The following is a 21018-nucleotide window of genomic DNA, read 5'->3' on the forward strand; positions in this document are numbered from 1 at the left end:
TGTCCCCGCGGGGACACGCCTTTTCCTCCGTCCGATCCAAGGGAGGGGCAATGGCCTTCATCCTGCGCGAGGCCGAGAAGATCATCTGCGCGGTGCTCTTCCTGGCCATGACCTTTCTCGGCTTTGCCAACGTGGTGGTGCGCTACGGCACCCATTACTCGCTGGCCGCCACCGAGGAGCTGCTGACCAACGGCTTCCTGCTGCTGACCATCTTCGGCGCCGCCATCGCCGCGCGGCGCGGCGAGCACCTCGCCGTGGGGCTGGTGCATGACATGCTGCCGCGCCCGGCGCGCCGCGTGGTCTTCGCGCTCTCGGTGCTGGCCTCGGCGCTGCTGCTGCTGCTCTCGGCCTGGTTCTCCTGGCAGGCGATGACCAACCTCATGGGCAACGGGATGCGCTCCTACGGTCTGCAGATCCCGGCGTGGTACTACCAGGCCGCCGTGCCCTTCGGCTTCGCACTGGTGCTGATCCGCTACCTGCAGCACGCATGGGTGGTCTGGCGCACCGGCGAGGACCACGAGGTGATCCCCGATGTTTGACCTCTTCCCCGGACTTCCCGCAGGCACCGAGATGGTGATCCTGTTCTTCATCCTGCTGGCGCTGCGCGTGCCGGTGGCCTTCTCGCTCGGCCTCTCGGCGATCTACGCCATGTGGCAGATCGGCTTCGGCCTCGAGCTGGCGGGCGACCTCATCGCCACCGGCATCACCAAGTTCTCGCTGCTGGCCATTCCCTTCTTCATCCTCGCGGGCACGCTGATGGGCTCGCTCGGCATCGCCGAGCGGATGATCCGCTTCTTCCGCGTGCTGATCGGCGCAACTCCGGGTGGCATGGGCGTCGTCGGTACAACCGTCTGCCTCTTCTGGGGCGCGGTGAGCGGCTCGGGCCCGGCCTCGGTCGCCGCCATCGGCCCGATGATCATCAAGGGCATGGAAGAGGACGGCTATCCCAAGGCCTATGCCGCGGGCCTCGTCTGCACCGGCGCGGCGCTGTCGATCGTCATCCCGCCCTCGATCGGGCTGGTGATCTACGGTGTGATCGCCGAGACCTCGATCTCGCAGCTCTTCCTTGCCGCGATCGTGCCGGGGATCTTCCTCGGGCTGATGATGCTGCTGACGCTGCCCTTCGCCAAGCCGCAGTCCGGCCGCGCCGCCGCGCTCGAGAAGCTGAGCCCGATGCCGCACGCGGACAAGCCCTATGGCCAGCGCCTGTGGCTGTCGTTCAAGGACAGTTTTTGGGGGCTGATGACCCCGGTCGTCATCCTTGGCGGCATCTACTCCGGCGTCTTCACCCCCACCGAGGCGGCGCTGGTCGCCACGGTCTACGCGCTGCTGGTCGGCGGGCTGATCTACCGCACGTTGACCCTGAGCGGGCTCTACACCTCGCTCACCAATGCCGCGGCCTCCTCGGCGACGGTGATGCTGGTCGTCGCCTATGCCAGCCTCTTCGGCTGGGTGGTGACGGTCGAGGATCTCGTCGGCACCTATTCGCAGGCGCTGCTGGGCCTTTCCGGCAACGAGGGCGTGATCCTGCTGGTCATCATGGTCATCCTGCTGATCGCGGGCATGTTCATGGACGCAGTGACGGTCATGTTCATCTGCCTGCCGATCTTCATGCCGGTGGTGCGCGAGCTTGGCTGGGACCCGGTCTGGTTCGGCGTGCTGGTGATGGTGAACCTTGCCATCGGCCTCATCACGCCGCCGGTCGGCATCAACCTCTACGTCGCCGCCAACGTCACGCGCCTGCCGATCGAGCGGGTGGCCCGCGGTGCCATGCCCTTCCTGCTGGTCTGCCTGATCGGGCTGGCGGTGATCGGCGCTTTCCCGCAACTTTCGCTCGGCCTGCTCGGCCCCGCCAACTGAGGAGCATTCCATGTCCCAGAAGACAGCCCCCAAGACCGCGATCGTCACCGGCGCCGCGCGCGGCATCGGGCTTGCGACCACGAAGCAGTTCCTCGCCGAGGGCCGAAAGGTCGCGATGATCGACCGCGACGCCGAGGTTCTGATGGCCGAGGCCGGGCAGCTCGAGAACGTGCTGCCGGTGGTCTGCGACGTCTCGCAGCCCGAACAGGTGGCGGCGATGATCGCCGAGGTGGCGAAGGAATTCGGCCGCATCGACGCGCTGGTCAACAACGCCGGCGTCGCCGATTTCGGCCCGATCGAGGAGACCACCTTCGAGCGCTGGCGGACAGTCATGTCGACCAACCTCGACGGCGTGTTCCTCTGCTCGCAGGCGGCGATCCCGCACCTCAAGGACGTGCAGGGCGCCATCGTCAACATCGCCTCGATCTCGGGCCTGCGCGCCTCGACTCTGCGGGTGGCCTACGGCACCTCCAAGGCGGGGGTGATCCAGCTGACGCAGCAGCAGGCGGCGGAACTCGGGGAATACGGCATCCGCGCCAATTGCGTCGCGCCGGGCCCGGTTCGGACGAAGCTTGCCATGGCGGTGCATTCCCCCGAGATCATCGCCGCCTACCACGACGCGATCCCGCTCAACCGCTACGGCTCGGAGGACGAGATCGCGAGCGTGATCGTCTTCCTCTGCTCGGACAAGGCGAGCTACGTGACCGGGCAGACCATCGCCTCGGACGGCGGCTTCCAGTCGACCGGCGTCGGCCTTCCGGCGCTGCGCAGCTGACCCAGCGCCTGCCCCGCGGGACGCGCCGCGGGGCAGGGTGCTCTTACTCTGCGGTCTCGTGCGGCGCGGCGACTTCCTCCGCTCTGCCGCCGATCACCGCCTGCCGCCTGAGCGCGCGCAGCTGCGCCTCGGAATAGCCGAGCTTCTCGCGCAGCACCTCGGCGGTGTCCTCTCCCAGCAGCGACGGCGCCCGCGCGCCCGAGGGTCCGGCCCCGTCGAAACGGATCGGGCTGGTGACGAGCCGCAGCGGGCCGATCTCTGGGTGCTCCACCGTCTCGATCAGCCCGTGCGCCGCGACATGCTCCTGCTCGAGCGCCTCGGCGATCGAAAGGATCGGCGCGTTCGGCACGTCGAATTCCGACAGCCGGTCGAGCCAGTGCGCGGTGCTCTCGCGGCCCATCTCGGCAAGGATGATCGGCTCGAGCGCCGCGCGGTTCCTCAGCCGCGCCTCGTAGGCCGCGAAGCGCGGATCCTCGATCAATTCGGGCCGCCCGATGCAGCGGGCGAAGTTGTGCCAGAACCGCTCGGTCAGGCAGGCGACGATGACATGCCCGTCGGCGGTGGCGAAGGAGCCGTAGGGCACGATGCTGGGGTGCTGCGTGCCCACCGGCTGCGGGCTCTGGCCGCTGACGAAGTAGATCTGCGACAGGTACCCCTGCATGGCGATGAGGCTGTCGAGCATGGCAACCTCGACATGCCGCCCGTGGCCGGTGACGTGCCGCTCGTGCAGCGCCGCCAGCACCCCGAAGAGCGAGAAGATGCTCCCCGCCATGTCGCCGAGCGGCAGGCCGAGCTTGTTCGGCGCCTGCCCGGGCTCGCGGTTCACGCTCATCACGCCGGACAGCGCCTGCGCCACGATGTCGAAGGCGGGCTTGTTGCCATGCGGGCTGTCCTTCCCGAAGCCGGTGATCGAGCAATAGATCAGCTTGGGGTTGTCAGCCTTCAGCGCCGCGTAGCCGAGGCCGAGCCGGTCCATCACGCCGGGCCGGAAGTTCTCGAGCAAGATGTCGCTCTGCGCCGCCAGTTCCTTGGCGATGCGGATGCCCTCGGGGCTCTTGAGGTCGAGCGCGACGCTCTTCTTGCTGCGGTTGAGCGCGATGTAGTAGTGGCTCAGCCCCCCGACGAAGGGCGGGAAGGCGCGGGTCTCGTCGCCGCGTTCCAGCGGCTCGATCTTGATCACCTCGGCGCCGAGATCGGCCAGCACCATGCTGGCATAGGGCCCCGACAGGATGCGCGAGAAGTCGAGCACGCGGACGCCGGCAAGCGGGCCGCTGCGGGTGTCGGTCTGGGGGGCGCTCATGCGTCTGCTCCTGCTCTTGCGGATATCTTCATCACCGCCGTGGCGGTCGCGATCGGAGTGTCGCCGCGCAGCACCTCGCCGTCGACGAAAATCAGCGAGCGGGTCTGGTGGCGGATCTCGGCGCGGGTCTCGAGGAAATCCCCGGCCTTTGCCGCGCCGAGAAAGCGGGTGTCCATCTGCACGGTGACCGTGGGCTGGCGATCAGCGGCGTTCCAGGCGGCGATGGCGATCACCTGGTCGAGCAGCGTGGTCAGCACGCCGCCATGGATGGAGCCGATCGGGTTGGCGTGCATCTCGTTGGTCTGCAGGCCGAAACGGGGGCGGGCGTCGCGCACCACCGGCCGCAGTAGCGGGCCGACGAGGCTGGCGAAACCCTTGATCTTCACGATCTCCCAGTCGTCGAGGGACAGCGGGGCGTCAGCCATGGCTCAGGCTCCCACCGCGATCTGCGTATGCTGCAGCTCGTCGCGGATCTGCTGCATCGCCCGCACGAGGCGCGGCACCTCGCCGTCCTTCAGTCGCTCGGAGATGCCGATGGCGACGAGCGAGCGGATCATCCGCCCGTCGGCGCCGAAGACCGGCACCGCGACGACCGTCACGCCCGAGATGTAGAGGCCCTGGTCGACGGCAAAGCCCTGCGCCTTCGCCTCGGCCACCTGCGCGCGCCAGTCCTCGAAGCTGGGCGGGTGATCCCAGACGAGGCGCGAGAATTTTTCCCGCAGGCGCTCCTCGGGCATCTCGGCATAGGCGGCGAAAAGCCGGCCGGTGGCGCTGATCAGCGCCGGGAAGCGGCTGCCGAGGTCGACCTGCAGGCGGAAGGGCATCGACGACTGCGAGAGCGCGACCACCACCATCTGCGACGGCTCGGCGAGCTGCGTGGCGATGCCGGTGACCCCGAACTCCTGCGACAGGGCCGAGAGCCGGGGCTGCACCAGCGCCGAGAAGCTGTTGCGCTGAAGCGCGGCGCGGGCCAGCGGCAGGATGCCGATTCCGATCGAGTAGCGCTTCGTCGCCGAATCGAAATCCACCAGCCCCTCGTCCTGCAGCACGCGCAGGATGTGCAGGCAGGTGGAGGGGATCAGCCCCAGCTCGCGGGCGATGGGATTGACCCCCACGGGCTCGGGCGAACGGCCAAGAAACCTCAATATTGCAATGGCTCGGGTGACGGCGGGCACCTGCCTCTTGCTGCTTGTCTTGCTGTCGTCCTCGGCCATCTGACCCTCCCGTTTCGGCGGCATTTTGTTGTCTATATACAATAAGAATAGCGTATTGACAATAATTCGTCCCGATCCCTACCCTTGTCAACGAGGGGGACGCAAAAAGCGCGGCCCGCTCGGAGGAGAGGCTGGGAGGCAGGATCGGATGACCCGACTGACGGATTTCACGTCCTACGCGGACGCTCAGGCGCAGTACTCGAAAGCGGGTCTGTGGGAGCTGTTCGACGGCACGCGGGAGCGGTTCAACATCGCGCATGAGTGCATCGACCGGCACATGACCGGCGAGGCAGTGGCGCTGCGGATCGCCCATGCGGATGGCCGGGACGAGATCGTCAGCTTTGCCGAACTCTCCCGCCGCTCGTCGCAGATCGCGCATTTCCTGACGGCGCGCGGCGTGAAGAAGGGCGAGCGGGTCGCGGTGATGATCGAGCCCTCGCTGCCCTTCTACTGCGCGCTTTTCGGCGCGATGAAGGCCGGGGCGGTGGCGGTGCCGATGTTCACGCTCTTCGGTCCGGACGGCATCCGCCTGCGGGTCGCCGACTGCGCGCCGACGGTGTTCTTCACCAATGCCGAGAAGGCCCCCGAGGCCGAGGAGGGCGGCGCGCGGAACGTCATCGTCGCGGACGCGGCGTTCCTCGACAGCCTCGAGGGTCTGCCCGGGACCTTCGACTGGGACACGGCGGGAGACGATCTGGCGGTGCTGCAATACACCTCGGGCACGACCCGGCTGCTGCCCGCGGCGGTGCATCACTCGCACCGATCCATCGTCACGCTGATGGTCGCGGCGCTCTATGCCACCGGCATCCGGCCCGGCGACCGCTTCTTCTGCCCGTCCTCTCCGGCATGGGGCCACGGGCTCTGGCACGGCACGCTGGCGCCGCTCGCCATGGGCGTCTCGACCGGCACCTTCTCGGGCAAGTTCGACCCGGTGCGGCTGCTGAAGGCGCTGCAGGATTTCCGCATCACCAACCTCACCGCCGCCGCGACGCATTACCGAATGATGCGCAACTCGGGCGAGGCGGAGAACTACACCTACGCCTTCGAGAAGCTCTCGTTCACCGGCGAGCCCATCGACAGCGAGACCGCGGCCTATGTCGAGCGCGTCTTCGGCACCAAGGTCCGCTCGATGTACGGCACGACCGAGATCGGCGTGATCATCGCCAACTATCCGGGCGCCGACGATCTCGAGGTGCGCGACGGGGCCATGGGCAAGGCGGTGCCGGGGGTCGAGGTCGAGGTGCAGCGGGGCGACGGCACGCGCTGCGATCCCGGCGAGACCGGCGAGTTGATGGTCAGGAAGGGCGGGCAGTGGTTCCCGACCAAGGACCTCGGCCGGGTCGATGCGGACGGCTATTTCTACCACGGCGGCCGCGCCGACGACGTCATCATCTCGGCCGGCTGGACCATCGGTGCGATCGAGGTCGAGGACGCCATCCTCAGCCACCCGGCGGTGGCCGAATGCGGCGTCATCGGCGCGCCCGACAGCCTGCGCGGGCAGGTGGTCAAGGCCTACATCATTCTCAAGGGCGCCCCCGAGGAGGGGCTGGCGAAGGCCATCCAGGACCATGTCCGCGCCCGGCTCGCCCGCCATGAATACCCGCGACAGATCGAATTCGTCGCCGAGCTGCCGAAGACCCCGGCCGGCAAGGTGAACCGCAAGATCCTCAGGGATCTTCAGGCCAGCACGCTCGCGGCCGCCGGCTGACCGGCCCGCCGCGCCCATTTTTCTAGGAGGAACAAGATGAACGACATGACCCGCAAGTTTCCGAAGATCACCGAGGAGGGCCTCGACGATCTGCGCAAGCGCATCGGCGTGAAGATCGAGAAGACGGTCGAGCCCTGGTGCTACGAGGCGACCCGCGACAACATCCGCCACTACGCCCATGGCATCGGCGACGACAACCCGCTGTGGTGCGATCCCGAATATGCCAGGACCACCAAGTATGGCGACGTGATCGCTCTGCCGAGCTTCCTCTTCTCCACCAGCCGGATCATCTCGGGCTACGTCGGCGGGCTGCCGGGCGTGCACGCCATGTGGTCGGGCGCGAACTGGACCTGGCACAAGGTCATCCCGCGCAACACCGAGTTCCGCACCGAGGCCTACCTCAAGGACCTCGTCGAGCATGACACGCGCTTTGCCGGCAAGGCGGTGCAGCAGATCTACCACGTCGATTTCTACGACGCGAAGACCGGCGACATGCTGGCCGAGGCCGACAGCTGGTGCTTCCGCACCGACCGCGACGCCGCGCGCGAGAACGGCACCAAGTACACCGAGGCCAAGGCCAAGGGCCGCCGCGTCTACACCGAGGAAGAGCTGCGCGAGTACTACAAGTACTACGAGCAGGAAGAGATCCGCGGCGCCGAGACCCGCTACTGGGACGACGTGGCCGAGGGCGACGAGCTGCCGACCATGGTCAAGGGTCCGATGACCGCGACCGGCTTCATCGCCTATGCGCAGGGCTGGGGCGGGCTTTATATCCGCGCCAACAAGCTCGCGTGGCAGTTGCAGCAGAAGCACCCCTCGGCCGGGATCAAGAACCGCTTCGGCATTCCCGATTGCCCCGAGCGCGTGCATTGGGAAGAAGAGTTTGCGCTCGAGGTCGGCGCGCCCGGTGCCTATGACTACGGCCCCGAGCGGACCTCGTGGCTGACGCACCAGGTGACCAACTGGATGGGCGACGACGGCTTCCTGCGGCAGGCGAAATGCCAGGTCCGCCGGCACAACCCCGAGGGCGACATCATCCTGATCCACGGCTCGGTGGTGCGCAAATACGAGGAGGACGGCCGCTACCTGCTGGAGATCCAGCAGCGCGCCGAGCAGCAGGACGGCGAGATGTCGGCGATCGGCTCGGCCGTCGTCGAGCTGCCGAAACGCTAAGGGGCCCGCGCCCCCGCCGGGACACCCGGTGCGTCAACCATCTGGGAGGCAAGGTTGAACGTCATTGGCACCATCCTGAGAAAACTCGAGGACACCCTGCACCTGCTGGGGTGCCTCGGCCTGCTGGTCGTGGTCGCGCTGATCAACGCGGACATCCTGATGCGGCTGGTCCTGCACAAGCCCGTGCAGATCCAGTTCGAGCTCACCGAGCTCTACCTGATGCCCGCGCTCGCCACGCTCTCGCTGTCGCGGGTGTTCCGCGACGGCGGGCACCTGGCGCTCGACTTCGTGCCGGAACACCTGCCCGGACTGCTGGGGACCGTCATCGACAAGCTGCGCCTGCTGCTGCCGGCGCTGTTCTTCGGCCTCGTCACCTGGATGTCCGGGAAATTCGCGCTGCATGCGTTCCAGAGCGGCGAGGTCGAGTACGGGGTGGTCGATTGGCCCCTCGGCTGGGCCTACGCCATCGTGCCGCTTGGCTGCGGCGTGCTGGTGCTGCGGCTGATCTACGATGCGCTGTCGCGGGAGGCGGCGGCGCAAATCTGATTTTGTCATAGGGAGGAGGACAAGATGAAGATGACCAACAAGGTGGTGGCTGCCATCGTCGGGGCGCTTGCGCTGGCGGGCGGTCATGTCAGCGCCGAAACGCTGCGGCTCGGGGACTTCCAGTCCACCAGCCACATCGTCTCGGTCGAGGGGACGACGAAATGGATGGCCGCGGTCGAAGAGGCGACCGGCGGCAAGCTGTCGTTCGAGCATTTCCCCGCCGAGCAGGCGGCGAAGTCGAAGGCGCAGCTCGACGCGGTGAAGAGCGGCATTCTCGACGCCGCTCTGCTCGGCACGACCTACCATACCGACGAGCTGCCGCTGAACTCGGTGGTCGGCCTGCCGGGCTATTACGGCACGGCCGAGCAGGGCACCCGCGCGGTGCAGGCGATGCTGGCCGAGGGGCCGATGCGCGACGAGCTGCTGGCCGCCGGCGTGACGCCGATCTTCGGCTTCGTGCTGCCGCCCTATCAGGTGCTGGCCAAGCAGCGGCTCGGCATGCCGAGCGACTGGGAGGCGCTGGACGTGCGCACCTCGGGCGCGACGCAGGCGATGACCGCGCGCGGCCTTGGTGCCGTCGGCATCTCGATCCCCGGGCCGGAAGTCTACACCGCCGTCGAGCGCGGCCGTCTCGACGCCGTCCTGTTCCCGCTCGCCTCGGTGCCGGGCTACAAGCTCAACGAGGTGGTGAGCCACATTTCCACCAACGGCTCCTTCGGCGGCTACAGCTTCGTCATGGTGGTCCGCAGCGATCTTTATGACAGCCTCGCCCCCGAGGTGCAGGACGCCATGAAGACCGCCGGCGACGAGATCGCCCTGCACGTCGCCAAGGCGCAGGACGACAGCGTCGGCGAGCTGATCGCCACCTGGAAGTCCGAGGGCATCGACACCTACGAGTTCACCGACGAGGAACTCGCGGCGCTGCGTGCCGGCATGGAGCTGGTGACCGAGGACTGGGTGGGCCGCATGGGCGGCGAGAAGGGGCAGGAGGTGCTGGACCGGTACACCGAGCTGACCAGCCAGTAACCGCTTCGCATTTCCCGGAACGACCGGGGCGGCCGGCCAAGGCGCCGGCTGCCCTTCTCAGGAGCCCGTGCCCGCTTCATGCTGACCTTCCTTGCCATCCTCGTGCTGCTGGCCCTGTTCATGGCCATGCGCATCCCGATCGCCTTTGCCATGGGGCTGAGCGGCTTCATCGGGCTTGCCCTGCAACTCGGGCTGCGCCCGGCCATGGCGGTGCTCGAGCGCACCTTCTTCGACAGCTCGTCCTCCTTCATCCTCGTCGCCATTCCGCTCTTCATCCTGATGGCCGAGCTGCTGACCGCCGGCGACGTGACGCGCCGCGCGATCCTTGCCTGCCAGGGCTGGATCGGCCACGTGAAGGGCGGGCTTGCGATGGCCACGGTCGGCGCCTCGGTGATCCTTGCCGCGCTGGTCGGCAGCTCTACCGCCTCGACCGCCGCCATGGCCGCCTCGGCCTTTCCCGAGATGCGCAGCCACAACTACTCGCAGCGGCTTGCCGCCGCCGTCGTCTCGGTTGGCGGCACGCTCGCGGTGGTGGTGCCGCCCTCGATCGTGCTGGTGGTCTACGGCGTGCTGACCGAGACCTCGATCGGCAAGCTCTTCATCGCCGGGATCATCCCCGGCCTGCTGACCGCCTGCGGCCTTGCCGTGGTCATCAAGCTCATCGCCCACACCACCGACCAGGCGCCGAAGGGCGCGCCCTTCGAGCTTGGCAAGGCGGTGAAGGCCAGCCGCCACGTGCTGCCGATGATCCTGCTGATGGTGCTGGTGATCGGGGCGATCTACGGCGGCATTGCCTCGCCCTCGGAGGCCGCGGCGCTGGGCGTCATGGGCTCGCTGATCATCGTGATCTTCCAGCGCTCGCTGTCCTTCGTGAACTTCAACCGCTCGGTCTCGGGGGCGATCCGCGCGACGGTGATGATCGTCGCGATCGTCGCCTGCTCGGCGATCTTCTCGAACTACCTCGCCTTCACCCGCATCACCCATGCGCTGCTGGAATTCGTCGCGACGACGAGCCTGCCGCCCGCGGCGATCATGGCGATCATCGTGCTGATCCTGCTGGTCATGGGCATGTTCATGGACCAGCTGGCGATCCTGTCGCTGGCGATGCCGCTGGCCTTCCCGACCGCCATGGCGCTCGATTTCGACCCGGTGTGGTTCGGCATCGTGGTGACCAAGACGGTGGAGATCGGGTTGCTGACCCCGCCGTTGGGGCTCAACGCCTATGTCGCGGCAGCGCAGACCGGGGTGCCGCTCGGCAAGATCTTCCGCGGGCTCCTGCCCTTCCTCGCGATGGAGATCGTGATCCTGCTCGTTCTGCTCTGCTTCCCGCAGATCACCCTCTGGCTGCCGGGCCTGATGCTGCGCTGAGTGCCTGCCGCGCGGCGACCGATGGACGGTGCCGCGCGGCAGGGCCGGGAAGGTGGGCCCGGCGTCAGGCTGGAATGCTGGCGCCGGCTTCCCGATCCTGCGGGCTCTGGGGCAGGCGGGCCTCGATCCAGGCGACGATGTCGCCCAGCACCTCCTCCTTGCCGATGTCGTTGAGCAGGTCGTGGTAATGGCCCTCGTAGAGCTTCAGCGTCTTGTCCGCCGAGCCGGCATGGGCGTGGAAATACTCGCTGCCATGGCAGACGGTCGCGTGGTCGTCGGTGCCGTGCAGGATCAGCACCGGCAGGGTGATCTGCTCGAAACTGTCGTGCAACCGCTCGTCGGCGCGCACCAGCGCCGCCACGGTCGCCGCGGGCTGGGTCTCGCCCCTGGTGAGCGGATCGGCCTCGAGCACGGCCAGCGCGTCCGGATCGCGGGTGAAATCCTGCATCTTCAGCTTCAGCACGCCGAGCTTCGGCGACAGGTGGCTGAGCCCCTTGATCGCCGAGAGCACGAAGCCGGGGGCGGGCACCTGGAAGGCGAAGCTCTCGCAGATCAGACCGTCGATCTCGTCCTGGTGGTCAAGCGCGAAGCTGCAGGAGATGACGCCCCCGGCGCTGTGCCCGAGCAGGAAGAGCGGCAGCCCCGGATGGCGCTCGTGCGCGATGTGGATGAGCCCGCGCAGGTCGGCCACGTACTCGGCGATGTCCTCGACATAGAAACGCTCGCCATCGGAAAGCCCGCGCCCGCGCAGGTCGAGCGCGTGGACGGTGAAGCCGAGCGCCGCGAGCCGCTCGCCGGTCCAGCCGTACTGGCCGCCGTGCGAGTTGACCCCGTGGCAGATCACCACGATGGCGCGCGGCGGGCCGCCCGCCTCCCAGGTGCGCATGTGGATGCGCAGCCCGTCCGTCGATGCGAAGTCTTCCTCGGTCATTCGTCCCTCTCCCTGATGCGTGGCCGGCCGGGGTTCCCGGGGCCTGTCCTCTGCCGGTCAAGCGCCTCTCGGGGCCCGGCGCGGGCGTTCCGGGAATCGGCGGAACGCGGTTGCGCCACAGGGTAGGCAGGCCGAGGCGGGCCGTATTGAAGGCTTGTCCGCGTGCTATCACGCGGCCTTGCCGGGGTGGCGGGAGCGCCCGTGCGCGGCATTTTCCGATGGAAATCCCGCAACCCATGCTACCCTGCGCGCGGCGGCTCCGGCGTGAACCGGGCCCCGCACCTCCCCGTGCCGCGCCCGCGGCGCACGAAGACCCCCGAACTTCGCAGCGACTTCCGACCCTTCTTCCGCATGCCGCCCCGCACCGCCCGCTTTTCGGTCGCGGCTGCGCGGCGGGCGGCGCAGACACGAGGCAGAGATGACCGGACCGGCGACAGGATTGACGACTGAGCGACCCCGCGAGGGCGCGCCCTCAGGCCCGAAGGGCGCGTGATGGACACGCTCGGGCAGGACCTGCGGCAGATGCAGCGGATGCCGCTGCACGCCGAGCACGTCGCCGCGTTGCGCGCCACCGGGGACGAGGTGCATTTTGCCGCCGGAGAGATCGTCGCCGCGCTCGGCGCGCCCGCCGACCTCTTCCTCTACGTGCTCGAGGGCGAGATCGAGGTGCTCGACCCCTATGCCGAAACCCGGCTCTTTGCCTCGACGATCGGCGCGGCGCAGTTCACCGGCGAGATTTCCTTTCTCGGTGGCGGGGTGCACGCGCTGCCGATGCGCGCCGCGCGGGACACCCGGGCGATCGCGGTGAAGCGCGAGGCCATGCTGCGGCTGATGGCCGAGGTGCCCGAGCTGTCGGACATCGTGATCACCGTCTTCGCCGCGCGGCGCAGGCTGCTGCTCGAGCAGAAGGCGACCGGGCTCACGCTGATCGGGGCGGACCGCGACGACACGCTGCGCCGGATCGAGGAATTCGCCGGGCGGAACCGCATCCCGGCACGCTCCTTCGACCTTGGCTGCCCCGATGCCGAGGCGGTGGCCCGCGACTGCGGCATCGCGCCGGGTGTTCCGGCGGTGGTCTTCGGCAAGGGCGAGGTCATCGAGGATCCGACCCCGCTTAGGGTCGCGCAGCGGCTGGGGCTCGACCTTCAGGCGGACCCCGGCGAGGTTTTCGATATGCTGATCGTCGGCGGCGGCCCGGCCGGGGTCTCGGTGGCGGTCTATGCCGGGGCCGAGGGGCTGCGGGCGCTGGTGATCGAGGATCTGGCGGTGGGCGGGCAGGCGGGCACCTCGAGCCGGATCGAGAATTACATGGGCTTTCCCACCGGGATCAGCGGCGCCGACCTCGTCTGGCGCGGCGAGGTGCAGGCGCTGAAGTTCGGCACCCGCTTTGCCATGCCGCGCCGGGTCGTGGGGATCGAGCGGCAGGAGGACGGGCAGTTCTGCGTCACGCTCGACTGCAGGACGCGGATCTGCGCCCGGGCGGTGGTGGTGGCGACGGGGGTGCAGTACCGCCAGCTGCCGGTGCCGGGCCTCGCGCGCTTTGCCGGGCGCGGCGTCTACCACGCGGCGACCGAGATCGAGGCCCGGCACTGCCGCGGCGCCGCGGTCGTGGTCATCGGCGGCGGCAATTCCGCCGGGCAGGCGGCGATGTTCCTGTCGCGCGCCGCCAGCCACGTGCACGTGCTGGTGCGCGGACCGTCGCTGGCGGAGTCGATGTCGGACTACCTGTCGAGCCGCCTTGCCGCCGATCCGCGCATCACCGTGCATCTCGGCGCCTCGCTCTGCGGCATCCACGGCGAGGAGCGGCTGGAAGAGGTCGAGGCGGATTGCCGCGACAGCGGGCGCTGGCGCATCCCGGTCTGCGCCGTCTTCGTCATGGCGGGGGCTGCGCCCAACTGCGAATGGCTGGGCGAGATGGTGACGCTCGACCCGCGCGGCTTCATCGTGACCGGGGCGGCGGCGGGGCGCGAGCTTTCCTTCGAGACCTCGCAGCCCGGGGTCTTCGCCGTCGGCGACATCCGCGCGGGCTCGGTCAAGCGCGTGGCCTCGGCGGTGGGCGAGGGCTCGGTCGTGGTCTCCGAGGTCTGGCGCTACCTCGCGGCGGAGGACGGCGCGGCGGGCTGAGGCCTCGGAGGCCGTGCCGCGCGGGGCGGGTTCGCATTTGGCCGTCAGGTGGTCGCGGCGGTCGAGAGGGGCGCCATGTCACCCTGGCAATGCAGCGGCATGGCCCGGCCGGTGCAGCGTTTGGGTCGACCCGCAGGGAGGAGGAGAGCAGGCCGACCCGGTCGCAAAACGAGGCCCGTGGAGGGCCCCGCGTCGACTGGTCCGGTGCCTCGGGAGGAGGAGTGAGGCGACCGGATGGGTGCTATCTACAAATCGCGCGGGCGTCTTCAACCTCCGCGGGCAAGAATTCACCAATCTGTCATGAATTCCGTAGGGTTGCCCCGCGGAAACGCGCAAACTTTGGGCATTCGCGGCGCGCCCCGGCGGGGCAAGGACGGCGAGGCGCCGGTTTCAGGCGGCTTTCCACTTGATCGAGCAGCCCATGGAGGGGATCTGCTCGATCGGACCGGCGCCGGTGCGGGCCACCTGAAGCATCGCCTCGTAGAGGTCGCGGCGGGTGTCCCCGGGCGCGGCCTCCTTGCGCGAGGCGTCGAGCCGGCCGCGGTACTGAAGCCCGAGGTGAGCGTCGAAGCCGAAGAAGTCCGGGGTGCAGGCGGCGCCGTAGGCACGGGCGACCTGCTGGCTCTCGTCATGGAGATAGGGGAAGGGAAAGTCCTTCTCCCGCGCCATCTTCCGCATGTTCACGAAACTGTCGGCGGGGTAGCTTTGCGCGTCGTTGGAACTGATCGCGACGACGCCGATGCCCTGTTGCTGCAGATCGCGCGCGTCGCGCAGGATGCGATCCAGAACCGCCAGCACGTAGGGGCAGTGGTTGCAGATGAACATGACCAGCGTGCCCTTCGGGCCCCGGATGTCCTCGAGGCCGTAGGTCCTGCCGTCGGTGCCGGGCAGGGAGAAGCCGGGCGCGACCCAGCCGAAATCGCAGACGGGCGGAGAGACGGGCATGGCGAGGCTCCTCGGATCAGGCGGCGTCCTGCGCCCCGGTCGCGGCGGCGCGGATGGCGCGGATGTTCTGACCATATGGGGCGGGGTTGGCCACCGATCCACCCCGGAACACCGCCGAGCCCGCCACCAGCACGTCGGCCCCGGCCCGGGTCACCAGCGGCGCGGTCGAGGGATCGACGCCGCCGTCGATCTCGATGTGGATCTCGCGATCACCGATCATCTCGCGCAGCTTGCGGACCTGCGCGACCTGGCTGTGGATGAACTTCTGCCCGCCGAAGCCGGGGTTCACGGTCATCAGGCAGACGAGGTCGCAGAGGTCGAGCAGCGGCGCGGCGGCCTCGACCGGCGTGCCGGGGTTGAGCGCGAGGCCGGCTTTCGCTCCGCTGGCGCGGATCGCCTGCAGTGTGCGGTGGGTGTGCGCCCCGGCCTCGAGATGGGCGGTGATGACATCCGCGCCCGCCTCGGCAAAGGCCTCGATGTAGGGATCCACCGGCGCGATCATCAGGTGCACGTCCATCACGGTCGAGATGTGCGGGCGGATCGCCTTCACCAGCGGCGGGCCGAAGGTGAGGTTGGGCACGAAATGCCCGTCCATCACGTCGACGTGGATCCAGTCCGCGCCCTGCGCCTCGACGGCGCGGATCTCGGCGCCGAAATTGGCGAAATCGGCGGAGAGGATCGACGGGGCGATCTTCACGGTGCGGTCGAAGCTCATCGGGCGGTTCCTTCTGCTGCGGGGTCGGGGGGCGCTGCCCCCGTCCGCGTGCCGCGGACTCCCCCGGGATATTTCCGACATGTGGAAGCCGTCATTCGGCCGCCTGTTGCAGGCGGCGGTCACTGCCCAGCCCGCCGCGGAACACGCGCGAGCCGCGCAGGTCGGCCTCGGTGATGGTCGAGAGCTCCTCGGCGCCGAGCGGGCCCTTCGCCTCGTTGAAGAGCCGGTTGGCCTGGCGCAGCCGGGCGCGGTCGAGCGCGTTGCGGATCGAGCGGGCATTGGCGAAATGCGGCTGGTGGCGGCGGGCGGCGATGTACTCGGCCATGGCGGCGCGGGCGGGCGCGTCGAAGCCGTAGTTCTGCGCGCCGAGCATAATCCCGGCGATGCGCAGGAGCTCGTCGTCGCTGTAGTCGGGGAACTCGATGTGATGGGCGATGCGCGAGCGGAAGCCGGGGTTGCTCTCGAAGAAGCGGTCCATGCGGTCGGCGTAGCCGGCGAGGATCACCACGAGGTCGTCGCGGTTGTTCTCCATCACCTGCAGCAGGATCTCGATCGCCTCCTGGCCGTAGTCGCGCTCGTTCTCGGGGCGGTAGAGGTAATAGGCCTCGTCGATGAAGAGCACGCCGCCCATGGCCTTCTTCAGCACCTCCTTGGTCTTGGGGGCGGTGTGGCCGATGTACTGGCCGACGAGATCGTCGCGGGTGACGGTGACGAGGTGGCCCTTGCGCACGTAGCCGAGCCGGTGGAGCAGGTCGGCCATCTTCAGCGCCACGGTGGTCTTGCCGGTGCCGGGGTTGCCGGTGAAGGACATGTGCAGGGTCGGCGTCTCGGTGGCGAGGCCCATCTGCCGGCGCGCCTTGTCCACGAGGAGCAGCGCGGCGGTCTCGCGGATGCGCGCCTTGACCGGGGCGAGGCCGATCATCGCCGCGTCGAGCTCGGCCAGCACCTCGCGCACGCCGCTTTCCTCGAAGGCGGCGGCAAGGTCGACGGTGGCGGGGCGCGCGGGGGCCGGGGTGGCTGCGGCCACGGTGTCGGGGGCGGTCTGCGGGGTCTCGGTCATCTCGGGCTCCGGGCTGAGGGGACGGCGGGAGGGGGGCGCCCCGGCATGGGGGGACGGGGCGCCCGGGCACCGCACCCGGGGAGAGGTCCCGGGCGCGGGGATGGCTCAGGCGTAGCGGCGGCCCTCGGGTTCGCGCATGGCGTAGCTCTCGATCGTGTAGCGCACGATCCGGCCCTCGCCCTCCTGCCGCACGACGCGGAAGCCGGGCTCGTCGGCGGGACGGTTCACGATGAAGCTCATGCGGATCGACTCCCAGCCGGCGGTGCTGTCGAAGGCGATGACGCGGATGTATTTCCCGCCATGCTCCTTGCGGCACTCATTGACCTCGAAGACCACGGCGGCGGCGTCGCGGTTGTCGAACATCGGGTGGCCCCACATCTCCCAGTAGGTGTTCCTCGGGTGCGGATCGTCGGTGTACTCGACCGACACGGCCCAGCCCTTGTCGATGGCGTATTGGGCCTGCGCGTGGATGTCGTCATCCGTCAGGTCGGGCAGGAAGCTGAACTGTCCTTGTCTCAGGCGCATCGGGTCTCTCCTTTGGCGGTCTGGCTCTGCCGGGGCGGCAGCGTGGCGGGGTTCGGGGCCGAGGGCGCGTGCGCCAGCGGCAGGGGCGGGGCGGCGCCCGGGGCGAGGGGCAGGCGGCTCATGCCGAGACCTCGGGGGTGGGCGCGAAGTCGGGCGCGTCGGTGGAGGCGTAGTTGAAGCTGACGTCCTTCCAGGTATCGAGCGCCTGCTTGAGCGGGGTGCAGGTGCGCGCGGCGTCGCGCAGGATGTCCGGCCCCTCGTTCCAGATGTCGCGCCCGGCGTTGCGGGCGAAGACCATCGCCTCGAGCGCGACGCGGTTGGCGGTGGCCCCGGCCTCGATCCCGTGCGGGTGGCCGATCGTGCCGCCGCCGAACTGCAGCACCACGTCCTCGCCGAGATAGGTCAGCAGCTGGTGCATCTGCCCGGCGTGGATGCCGCCCGAGGCGACCGGCATCATCTTGTTGAGCGAGGCCCAGTCCTGGTCGAAGAAGATGCCGTTCTCGAGCGCCATCGGGTTCCGCTCCTCGCGGAAGATGTCGTAGAAACCCTTGGTGGTGGCGGGATCGCCCTCGAGCTTGCCGACGACCGTGCCCGCGTGCAGGTGGTCGACCCCGGCAAGGCGCATCCACTTGGCGATGACGCGGAAGCTGACCCCGTGGCTGCGCTGGCGGGTGTAGGTCGAGTGCCCGGCGCGGTGCAGGTGCAGGATCATGTCGTTGTCGCGCGCCCATTTCGCCATGGACTGGATCGCGGTGTAGCCGATGACGAGGTCGATCATGACGATGACGCTGCCCAGCGACTTGGCGAACTCGGCGCGGGCGTACATCTCCTCCATCGTGCCGGCGGTCACGTTGAGGTAGGTGCCCTTCACCTCGCCGGTGGCGGCCGAGGCGCGGTTCACCGCCTCCATGCAGTAGAGGAAGCGGTCGCGCCAGTGCATGAAGGGTTGCGAGTTGATGTTCTCGTCGTCCTTGGTGAAGTCGAGCCCGCCCTTCAGCGCCTCGTAGACGACGCGGCCGTAGTTGCGGCCCGAGAGGCCGAGCTTGGGCTTGACGGTGGCACCCAGCAGCGGGCGGCCGTAGGCGTTGAGCCGCTCGCGCTCGACCACGATGCCGGTGGCAGGGCCCTGGAAGGTCTTCACGTAGGCGACCGGCAGGCGCATGTCCTCGAGGCGCAGCGCCTTCAGCGGCTTGAAGCCGAAGACGTTGCCGATGATCGAGGCGGTGAGGTTGGCGATGCTGCCCGGCTCGAAGAGGTCGAGGTCGTAGGCGATGTAGGCGAAGAACTCGCCCTCGGAATTCGGCACCGGATCGACGCGGTAGGCCTTGGCGCGGTACTTCTCGCAGGCGGTGAGCCGGTCGGTCCAGACCACGGTCCAGGTGGCGGTGGAGCTCTCGCCGGCGACCGCGGCGGCGGCCTCGACCGGGTCCACGCCCTCCTGCGGGGTGATCCGGAAGAGCGCGATGATGTCGGTGTCGCCGGGGGTGTAGTCCGGCTCCCAGTAGCCCATCTGGGCGTATTTCATCACGCCGGCGGCGTAGCGCTTCTTGGCGTCGGTGACTGTGGACATGTCGTTCATCGGGGGGTCCTCCTCAGGAAAGTCAGGCCGCGCGGTCGGCGGCGATGCGGGGGGCGAGCGCGCCGCTGGCGTAGCGGCGGGCCATGTCGTCGAGGCTGATCGGGGTGATCCTGCCGGCCTGCCCGGCGGTGCCGAAGCGCTCGAAGCGGTCGGTGCAGAGCGCCTCGAGTTCCTTCATCGCCGGGATCATGAACTTGCGCGGGTCGAACTCCTCGGGCTTGTCCATCGCCACCTTGCGGAACTGCCCGGTCATCGCCATGCGGCAGTCGGTGTCGATGTTCACCTTGCGCACGCCCATGCGGATGCCGCGCTCGATCTCCTCGACGGGCACGCCGTAGGTCTGCGGCATGTGCCCGCCGCTCTGGTTGATGAGATCCTGCAGGTGCTGCGGCACCGAGCTCGAGCCGTGCATCACCAGATGCGTGTCGGGCAGCTTCTCGTGGATCGCGGCGATGGTCTTCATCGAAAGGATGTCGCCGTCGGGCGCGCGGGTGAACTTGTAGGCGCCGTGGCTGGTGCCGCAGGCGATGGCGAGCGCGTCGCATTGCGTGGCAAGCACGAAGTCCACCGCCTGCTCGGGATCGGTCAGCAGCTGCGAATGGTCGAGCTTGCCTTCCGCGCCCGAGCCGTCCTCGGCCGCCGCCTCGCCGGTCTCGAGCGAGCCGAGCACGCCCAGTTCCCCCTCGACGCTGGCGCCGACCGCATGGGCGGCGCGGGTGACGCGGGCGGTGATCTCGACGTTGTAGTCGTAGGAGGCCGGGGTCTTCATGTCCTCCTCGAGCGAGCCGTCCATCATCACCGAGGTGAAGCCGTGGCGGATCGCCGAGAGGCAGGTGGCGTCGTTGTTGCCGTGGTCCTGGTGCAGCACGATCGGGTTGCGCGGGAACATCTCCGAGAGCGCCTCGACCATGTGGCGCAGCATGATGTCACCGGCGTAGCTGCGCGCGCCGCGGCTCGCCTGCAGGATCACCGGCGCATCGCAGGCCTCGGCCGCGCGCAGGATCGCGAGCCCCTGTTCCATGTTGTTGATGTTGAAGGCGGGCACGCCGTAGCCCTGTTCGGCGGCGTGGTCGAGAAGCTGTCTCAAGGTGATGAGTGCCATGGGTCTCCTCCCTTCCGGCGGTCAGGCGTCTTGCAGCGAGGCGGAGGCCTCGGCGCCGATGAGCTTGCCCATCGCCACGGCGGTGTCCGCCATGCGGTTGGAGAAGCCCCATTCGTTGTCGTACCAAGACAGGATCCGCACCATCCGCCCGGCCATGACGCGGGTCTGGTCCATGTGGAACACCGAGCTGTGCGGGTCGTGGTTGAAGTCAGTCGAGACGTTGGGCCGGTCGGTGTAGCCGAGCACGCCCCTGAGCGGCCCGTCGGCGGCGGCGCGGATCGCGGCGTTGACTTCTTCGGCGGTGGTGTCGCGGGCGGCCTCGAAGACGAGGTCGACCACCGAGACGTTCGGCGTCGGCACCCGGATCGCCACCCCGTCGAGCCGGCCGTTGAGTTCCGGCAGCACGAGGCCCACCGCCTTGGCGGCGCCGGTGCTGGTGGGGATCATCGACAGCGCCGCGGCGCGGGCGCGGTAGAGGTCCTTGTGCATCGTGTCGAGCGTCGGCTGGTCGCCGGTGTAGCTGTGGATCGTGGTCATGAAGCCCTTTTCGATGCCTATGGCGTCGTTGAGGGCCTTGGCGACGGGTGAGAGGCAGTTGGTGGTGCAGGAGGCGTTCGAGACGACGACGTGCTCGGGGCGCAGCTCGCGGTGGTTGACGCCGTAGACCACGGTCTTGTCCGCGCCCGAGGCGGGGGCCGAGACCAGCACGCGCTTCGAGCCGTTCTGCAGGTGCAGCGCCGCCTTGTCGCGGTCGGTGAAGAGCCCGGTGCATTCGAGCGCCACGTCGACGCCGTCCCAGGGCAGTTCGGCGGGATTGCGCAGCGCGGTCACCTCGATCGGACCGCGGCCTAGGTCGATGGTGCTGCCGCTGACCGTCACCTCGCCGGGGAAGCGGCCGTGCACGCTGTCGTAGCGCAGCAGGTGGGCGTTGGTCTCGACCGGTCCGAGGTCGTTGATCGCGACCACCTCGATGTCGGTGCGGCCCTGTTCCACGATGGCGCGGAGCACGTTTCTCCCGATACGGCCGAAGCCGCTTATGGCAACCCTGACTGTCATCCCTGATCCTT

Annotated in this window: 21 protein-coding genes; 9 read left to right on the forward strand and 12 right to left on the reverse strand. The window is 68.8% G+C overall.

Going from position 1 to position 21018, the window contains the following annotated elements:
- Nucleotides 1-50 precede the first annotated feature (50 nt).
- The 3 genes from PVT71_RS10260 to PVT71_RS10270 are packed head-to-tail and all read left to right on the forward strand — an operon-like array spanning nt 51 to nt 2635.
- Entirely contained in the window at nt 51-539 is a 489-nt protein-coding gene (locus PVT71_RS10260) for a TRAP transporter small permease (RefSeq protein ID WP_353471686.1), read from the forward strand.
- Nucleotides 532-1860 (forward strand): TRAP transporter large permease, encoded by a 1329-nt coding sequence (locus PVT71_RS10265; RefSeq protein ID WP_353471687.1) that lies wholly within the window; start codon nt 532-534, stop codon nt 1858-1860. The genes PVT71_RS10260 and PVT71_RS10265 overlap by 8 nt, the downstream gene beginning before the upstream one ends.
- Nucleotides 1861-1870: 10 nt before the next feature.
- Nucleotides 1871-2635, forward strand: coding sequence for an SDR family oxidoreductase (locus PVT71_RS10270; RefSeq protein ID WP_353471688.1), 765 nt, complete (start codon nt 1871-1873; stop codon nt 2633-2635).
- A 43-nt stretch (nt 2636-2678) separates the two neighbouring features.
- On the opposite strand, the gene PVT71_RS10275 is transcribed toward PVT71_RS10270, so the two are convergent.
- From PVT71_RS10275 to PVT71_RS10285, 3 genes are read right to left on the reverse strand one after another with little or no spacing between them, the layout of a single operon-like run.
- Nucleotides 2679-3935, reverse strand: coding sequence for a CaiB/BaiF CoA-transferase family protein (locus tag PVT71_RS10275; RefSeq protein ID WP_353471689.1), 1257 nt, complete (start codon nt 3933-3935; stop codon nt 2679-2681).
- On the reverse strand, nt 3932-4360 hold the full coding sequence (locus PVT71_RS10280) for a PaaI family thioesterase (protein WP_353471690.1): 429 nt from the start codon (nt 4358-4360) through the stop codon (nt 3932-3934). Before PVT71_RS10280 ends, PVT71_RS10275 begins: the two co-directional genes overlap by 4 nt.
- A 3-nt stretch (nt 4361-4363) precedes the next feature.
- On the reverse strand, nt 4364-5149 hold the full coding sequence (locus tag PVT71_RS10285; protein WP_353471691.1) for an IclR family transcriptional regulator: 786 nt from the start codon (nt 5147-5149) through the stop codon (nt 4364-4366).
- A 148-nt stretch (nt 5150-5297) separates the two neighbouring features.
- Between PVT71_RS10285 and PVT71_RS10290 the strand changes: the two genes are divergently transcribed.
- The 5 genes from PVT71_RS10290 to PVT71_RS10310 all read left to right on the forward strand — a co-directional run bounded on the left by PVT71_RS10290 (nt 5298) and on the right by PVT71_RS10310 (nt 10970).
- Nucleotides 5298-6857, forward strand: coding sequence for an AMP-binding protein (locus PVT71_RS10290; RefSeq protein WP_353471692.1), 1560 nt, complete (start codon nt 5298-5300; stop codon nt 6855-6857).
- A gap of 36 nt (nt 6858-6893) precedes the next feature.
- The gene (locus tag PVT71_RS10295; RefSeq protein WP_353471693.1) at nt 6894-8030 is read left to right on the forward strand and encodes a MaoC family dehydratase N-terminal domain-containing protein; all 1137 of its coding nucleotides are present in this window, start codon (nt 6894-6896) and stop codon (nt 8028-8030) included.
- A gap of 54 nt (nt 8031-8084) precedes the next feature.
- A complete protein-coding gene (locus PVT71_RS10300) occupies nt 8085-8576 on the forward strand; it encodes a TRAP transporter small permease (RefSeq protein WP_353471694.1) in 492 nt (163 codons plus the stop codon).
- Nucleotides 8577-8600: 24 nt separating this feature from the next.
- Nucleotides 8601-9602: a TRAP transporter substrate-binding protein DctP gene (dctP, locus tag PVT71_RS10305; RefSeq protein WP_353471695.1), complete on the forward strand. Its 1002-nt coding sequence runs from the start codon at nt 8601-8603 to the stop codon at nt 9600-9602.
- Nucleotides 9603-9680: 78 nt separating this feature from the next.
- On the forward strand, nt 9681-10970 hold the full coding sequence (locus tag PVT71_RS10310; protein WP_353471696.1) for a TRAP transporter large permease: 1290 nt from the start codon (nt 9681-9683) through the stop codon (nt 10968-10970).
- 64 nt (nt 10971-11034) lie between these two features.
- Here PVT71_RS10310 and PVT71_RS10315 read toward each other — a convergent pair whose 3' ends face one another.
- Nucleotides 11035-11901: a lysophospholipase gene (locus PVT71_RS10315; RefSeq protein WP_353471697.1), complete on the reverse strand. Its 867-nt coding sequence runs from the start codon at nt 11899-11901 to the stop codon at nt 11035-11037.
- 492 nt (nt 11902-12393) lie between these two features.
- Between PVT71_RS10315 and PVT71_RS10320 the strand changes: the two genes are divergently transcribed.
- Nucleotides 12394-14025: an FAD-dependent oxidoreductase gene (locus tag PVT71_RS10320; RefSeq protein WP_353471698.1), complete on the forward strand. Its 1632-nt coding sequence runs from the start codon at nt 12394-12396 to the stop codon at nt 14023-14025.
- A 390-nt stretch (nt 14026-14415) separates the two neighbouring features.
- On the opposite strand, the gene PVT71_RS10325 is transcribed toward PVT71_RS10320, so the two are convergent.
- The 8 genes from PVT71_RS10325 to gap form a co-directional block, all read right to left on the reverse strand.
- Nucleotides 14416-14970: a thioredoxin family protein gene (locus PVT71_RS10325; protein ID WP_353471699.1), complete on the reverse strand. Its 555-nt coding sequence runs from the start codon at nt 14968-14970 to the stop codon at nt 14416-14418.
- Between the two features lie 16 nt (nt 14971-14986).
- Nucleotides 14987-15685 (reverse strand): ribulose-phosphate 3-epimerase, encoded by a 699-nt coding sequence (gene rpe, locus PVT71_RS10330; protein ID WP_353471700.1) that lies wholly within the window; start codon nt 15683-15685, stop codon nt 14987-14989.
- Nucleotides 15686-15776: 91 nt separating this feature from the next.
- Complete coding sequence (gene cbbX / locus PVT71_RS10335) at nt 15777-16745, reverse strand: CbbX protein (protein WP_353471701.1); 969 nt, start codon at nt 16743-16745, stop codon at nt 15777-15779.
- Nucleotides 16746-16850: 105 nt separating this feature from the next.
- Nucleotides 16851-17270: a ribulose bisphosphate carboxylase small subunit gene (locus tag PVT71_RS10340; protein ID WP_353471702.1), complete on the reverse strand. Its 420-nt coding sequence runs from the start codon at nt 17268-17270 to the stop codon at nt 16851-16853.
- A complete protein-coding gene (locus PVT71_RS10345; RefSeq protein ID WP_353471703.1) occupies nt 17261-17392 on the reverse strand; it encodes a hypothetical protein in 132 nt (43 codons plus the stop codon). The genes PVT71_RS10340 and PVT71_RS10345 overlap by 10 nt, the downstream gene beginning before the upstream one ends.
- The gene (locus PVT71_RS10350) at nt 17389-18849 is read right to left on the reverse strand and encodes a form I ribulose bisphosphate carboxylase large subunit (RefSeq protein ID WP_353471704.1); all 1461 of its coding nucleotides are present in this window, start codon (nt 18847-18849) and stop codon (nt 17389-17391) included. Before PVT71_RS10350 ends, PVT71_RS10345 begins: the two co-directional genes overlap by 4 nt.
- Nucleotides 18850-18871: 22 nt before the next feature.
- Entirely contained in the window at nt 18872-19951 is a 1080-nt protein-coding gene (gene fba / locus PVT71_RS10355; RefSeq protein ID WP_353471705.1) for a class II fructose-bisphosphate aldolase, read from the reverse strand.
- 21 nt (nt 19952-19972) lie between these two features.
- A complete protein-coding gene (gene gap, locus PVT71_RS10360) occupies nt 19973-21007 on the reverse strand; it encodes a type I glyceraldehyde-3-phosphate dehydrogenase (RefSeq protein ID WP_353471706.1) in 1035 nt (344 codons plus the stop codon).
- Nucleotides 21008-21018: the final 11 nt, after the last annotated feature.

It is taken from the genome of Salipiger sp. H15, assembly GCF_040409955.1.
Taxonomy (GTDB): domain Bacteria; phylum Pseudomonadota; class Alphaproteobacteria; order Rhodobacterales; family Rhodobacteraceae; genus Salipiger.

Excerpts from the sequence above, each read along its gene's own strand:
- PVT71_RS10260 (WP_353471686.1), top strand. The coding sequence starts at position 51 with ATGGCCTTCATCCTGCGCGAGGCCGAGAAGATCATCTGCGCGGTGCTC.
- PVT71_RS10265 (WP_353471687.1), top strand. The coding sequence starts at position 532 with ATGTTTGACCTCTTCCCCGGACTTCCCGCAGGCACCGAGATGGTGATC.
- PVT71_RS10270 (WP_353471688.1), top strand. The coding sequence starts at position 1,871 with ATGTCCCAGAAGACAGCCCCCAAGACCGCGATCGTCACCGGCGCCGCG.
- PVT71_RS10275 (WP_353471689.1), bottom strand. The coding sequence starts at position 3,935 with ATGAGCGCCCCCCAGACCGACACCCGCAGCGGCCCGCTTGCCGGCGTC.
- PVT71_RS10280 (WP_353471690.1), bottom strand. The coding sequence starts at position 4,360 with ATGGCTGACGCCCCGCTGTCCCTCGACGACTGGGAGATCGTGAAGATC.
- PVT71_RS10285 (WP_353471691.1), bottom strand. The coding sequence starts at position 5,149 with ATGGCCGAGGACGACAGCAAGACAAGCAGCAAGAGGCAGGTGCCCGCC.
- PVT71_RS10290 (WP_353471692.1), top strand. The coding sequence starts at position 5,298 with ATGACCCGACTGACGGATTTCACGTCCTACGCGGACGCTCAGGCGCAG.
- PVT71_RS10295 (WP_353471693.1), top strand. The coding sequence starts at position 6,894 with ATGAACGACATGACCCGCAAGTTTCCGAAGATCACCGAGGAGGGCCTC.
- dctP (WP_353471695.1), top strand. The coding sequence starts at position 8,601 with ATGAAGATGACCAACAAGGTGGTGGCTGCCATCGTCGGGGCGCTTGCG.
- PVT71_RS10310 (WP_353471696.1), top strand. The coding sequence starts at position 9,681 with ATGCTGACCTTCCTTGCCATCCTCGTGCTGCTGGCCCTGTTCATGGCC.
- PVT71_RS10315 (WP_353471697.1), bottom strand. The coding sequence starts at position 11,901 with ATGACCGAGGAAGACTTCGCATCGACGGACGGGCTGCGCATCCACATG.
- PVT71_RS10320 (WP_353471698.1), top strand. The coding sequence starts at position 12,394 with ATGGACACGCTCGGGCAGGACCTGCGGCAGATGCAGCGGATGCCGCTG.
- PVT71_RS10325 (WP_353471699.1), bottom strand. The coding sequence starts at position 14,970 with ATGCCCGTCTCTCCGCCCGTCTGCGATTTCGGCTGGGTCGCGCCCGGC.
- rpe (WP_353471700.1), bottom strand. The coding sequence starts at position 15,685 with ATGAGCTTCGACCGCACCGTGAAGATCGCCCCGTCGATCCTCTCCGCC.
- cbbX (WP_353471701.1), bottom strand. The coding sequence starts at position 16,745 with ATGACCGAGACCCCGCAGACCGCCCCCGACACCGTGGCCGCAGCCACC.
- PVT71_RS10340 (WP_353471702.1), bottom strand. The coding sequence starts at position 17,270 with ATGCGCCTGAGACAAGGACAGTTCAGCTTCCTGCCCGACCTGACGGAT.
- PVT71_RS10345 (WP_353471703.1), bottom strand. The coding sequence starts at position 17,392 with ATGAGCCGCCTGCCCCTCGCCCCGGGCGCCGCCCCGCCCCTGCCGCTG.
- PVT71_RS10350 (WP_353471704.1), bottom strand. The coding sequence starts at position 18,849 with ATGAACGACATGTCCACAGTCACCGACGCCAAGAAGCGCTACGCCGCC.
- fba (WP_353471705.1), bottom strand. The coding sequence starts at position 19,951 with ATGGCACTCATCACCTTGAGACAGCTTCTCGACCACGCCGCCGAACAG.
- gap (WP_353471706.1), bottom strand. The coding sequence starts at position 21,007 with ATGACAGTCAGGGTTGCCATAAGCGGCTTCGGCCGTATCGGGAGAAAC.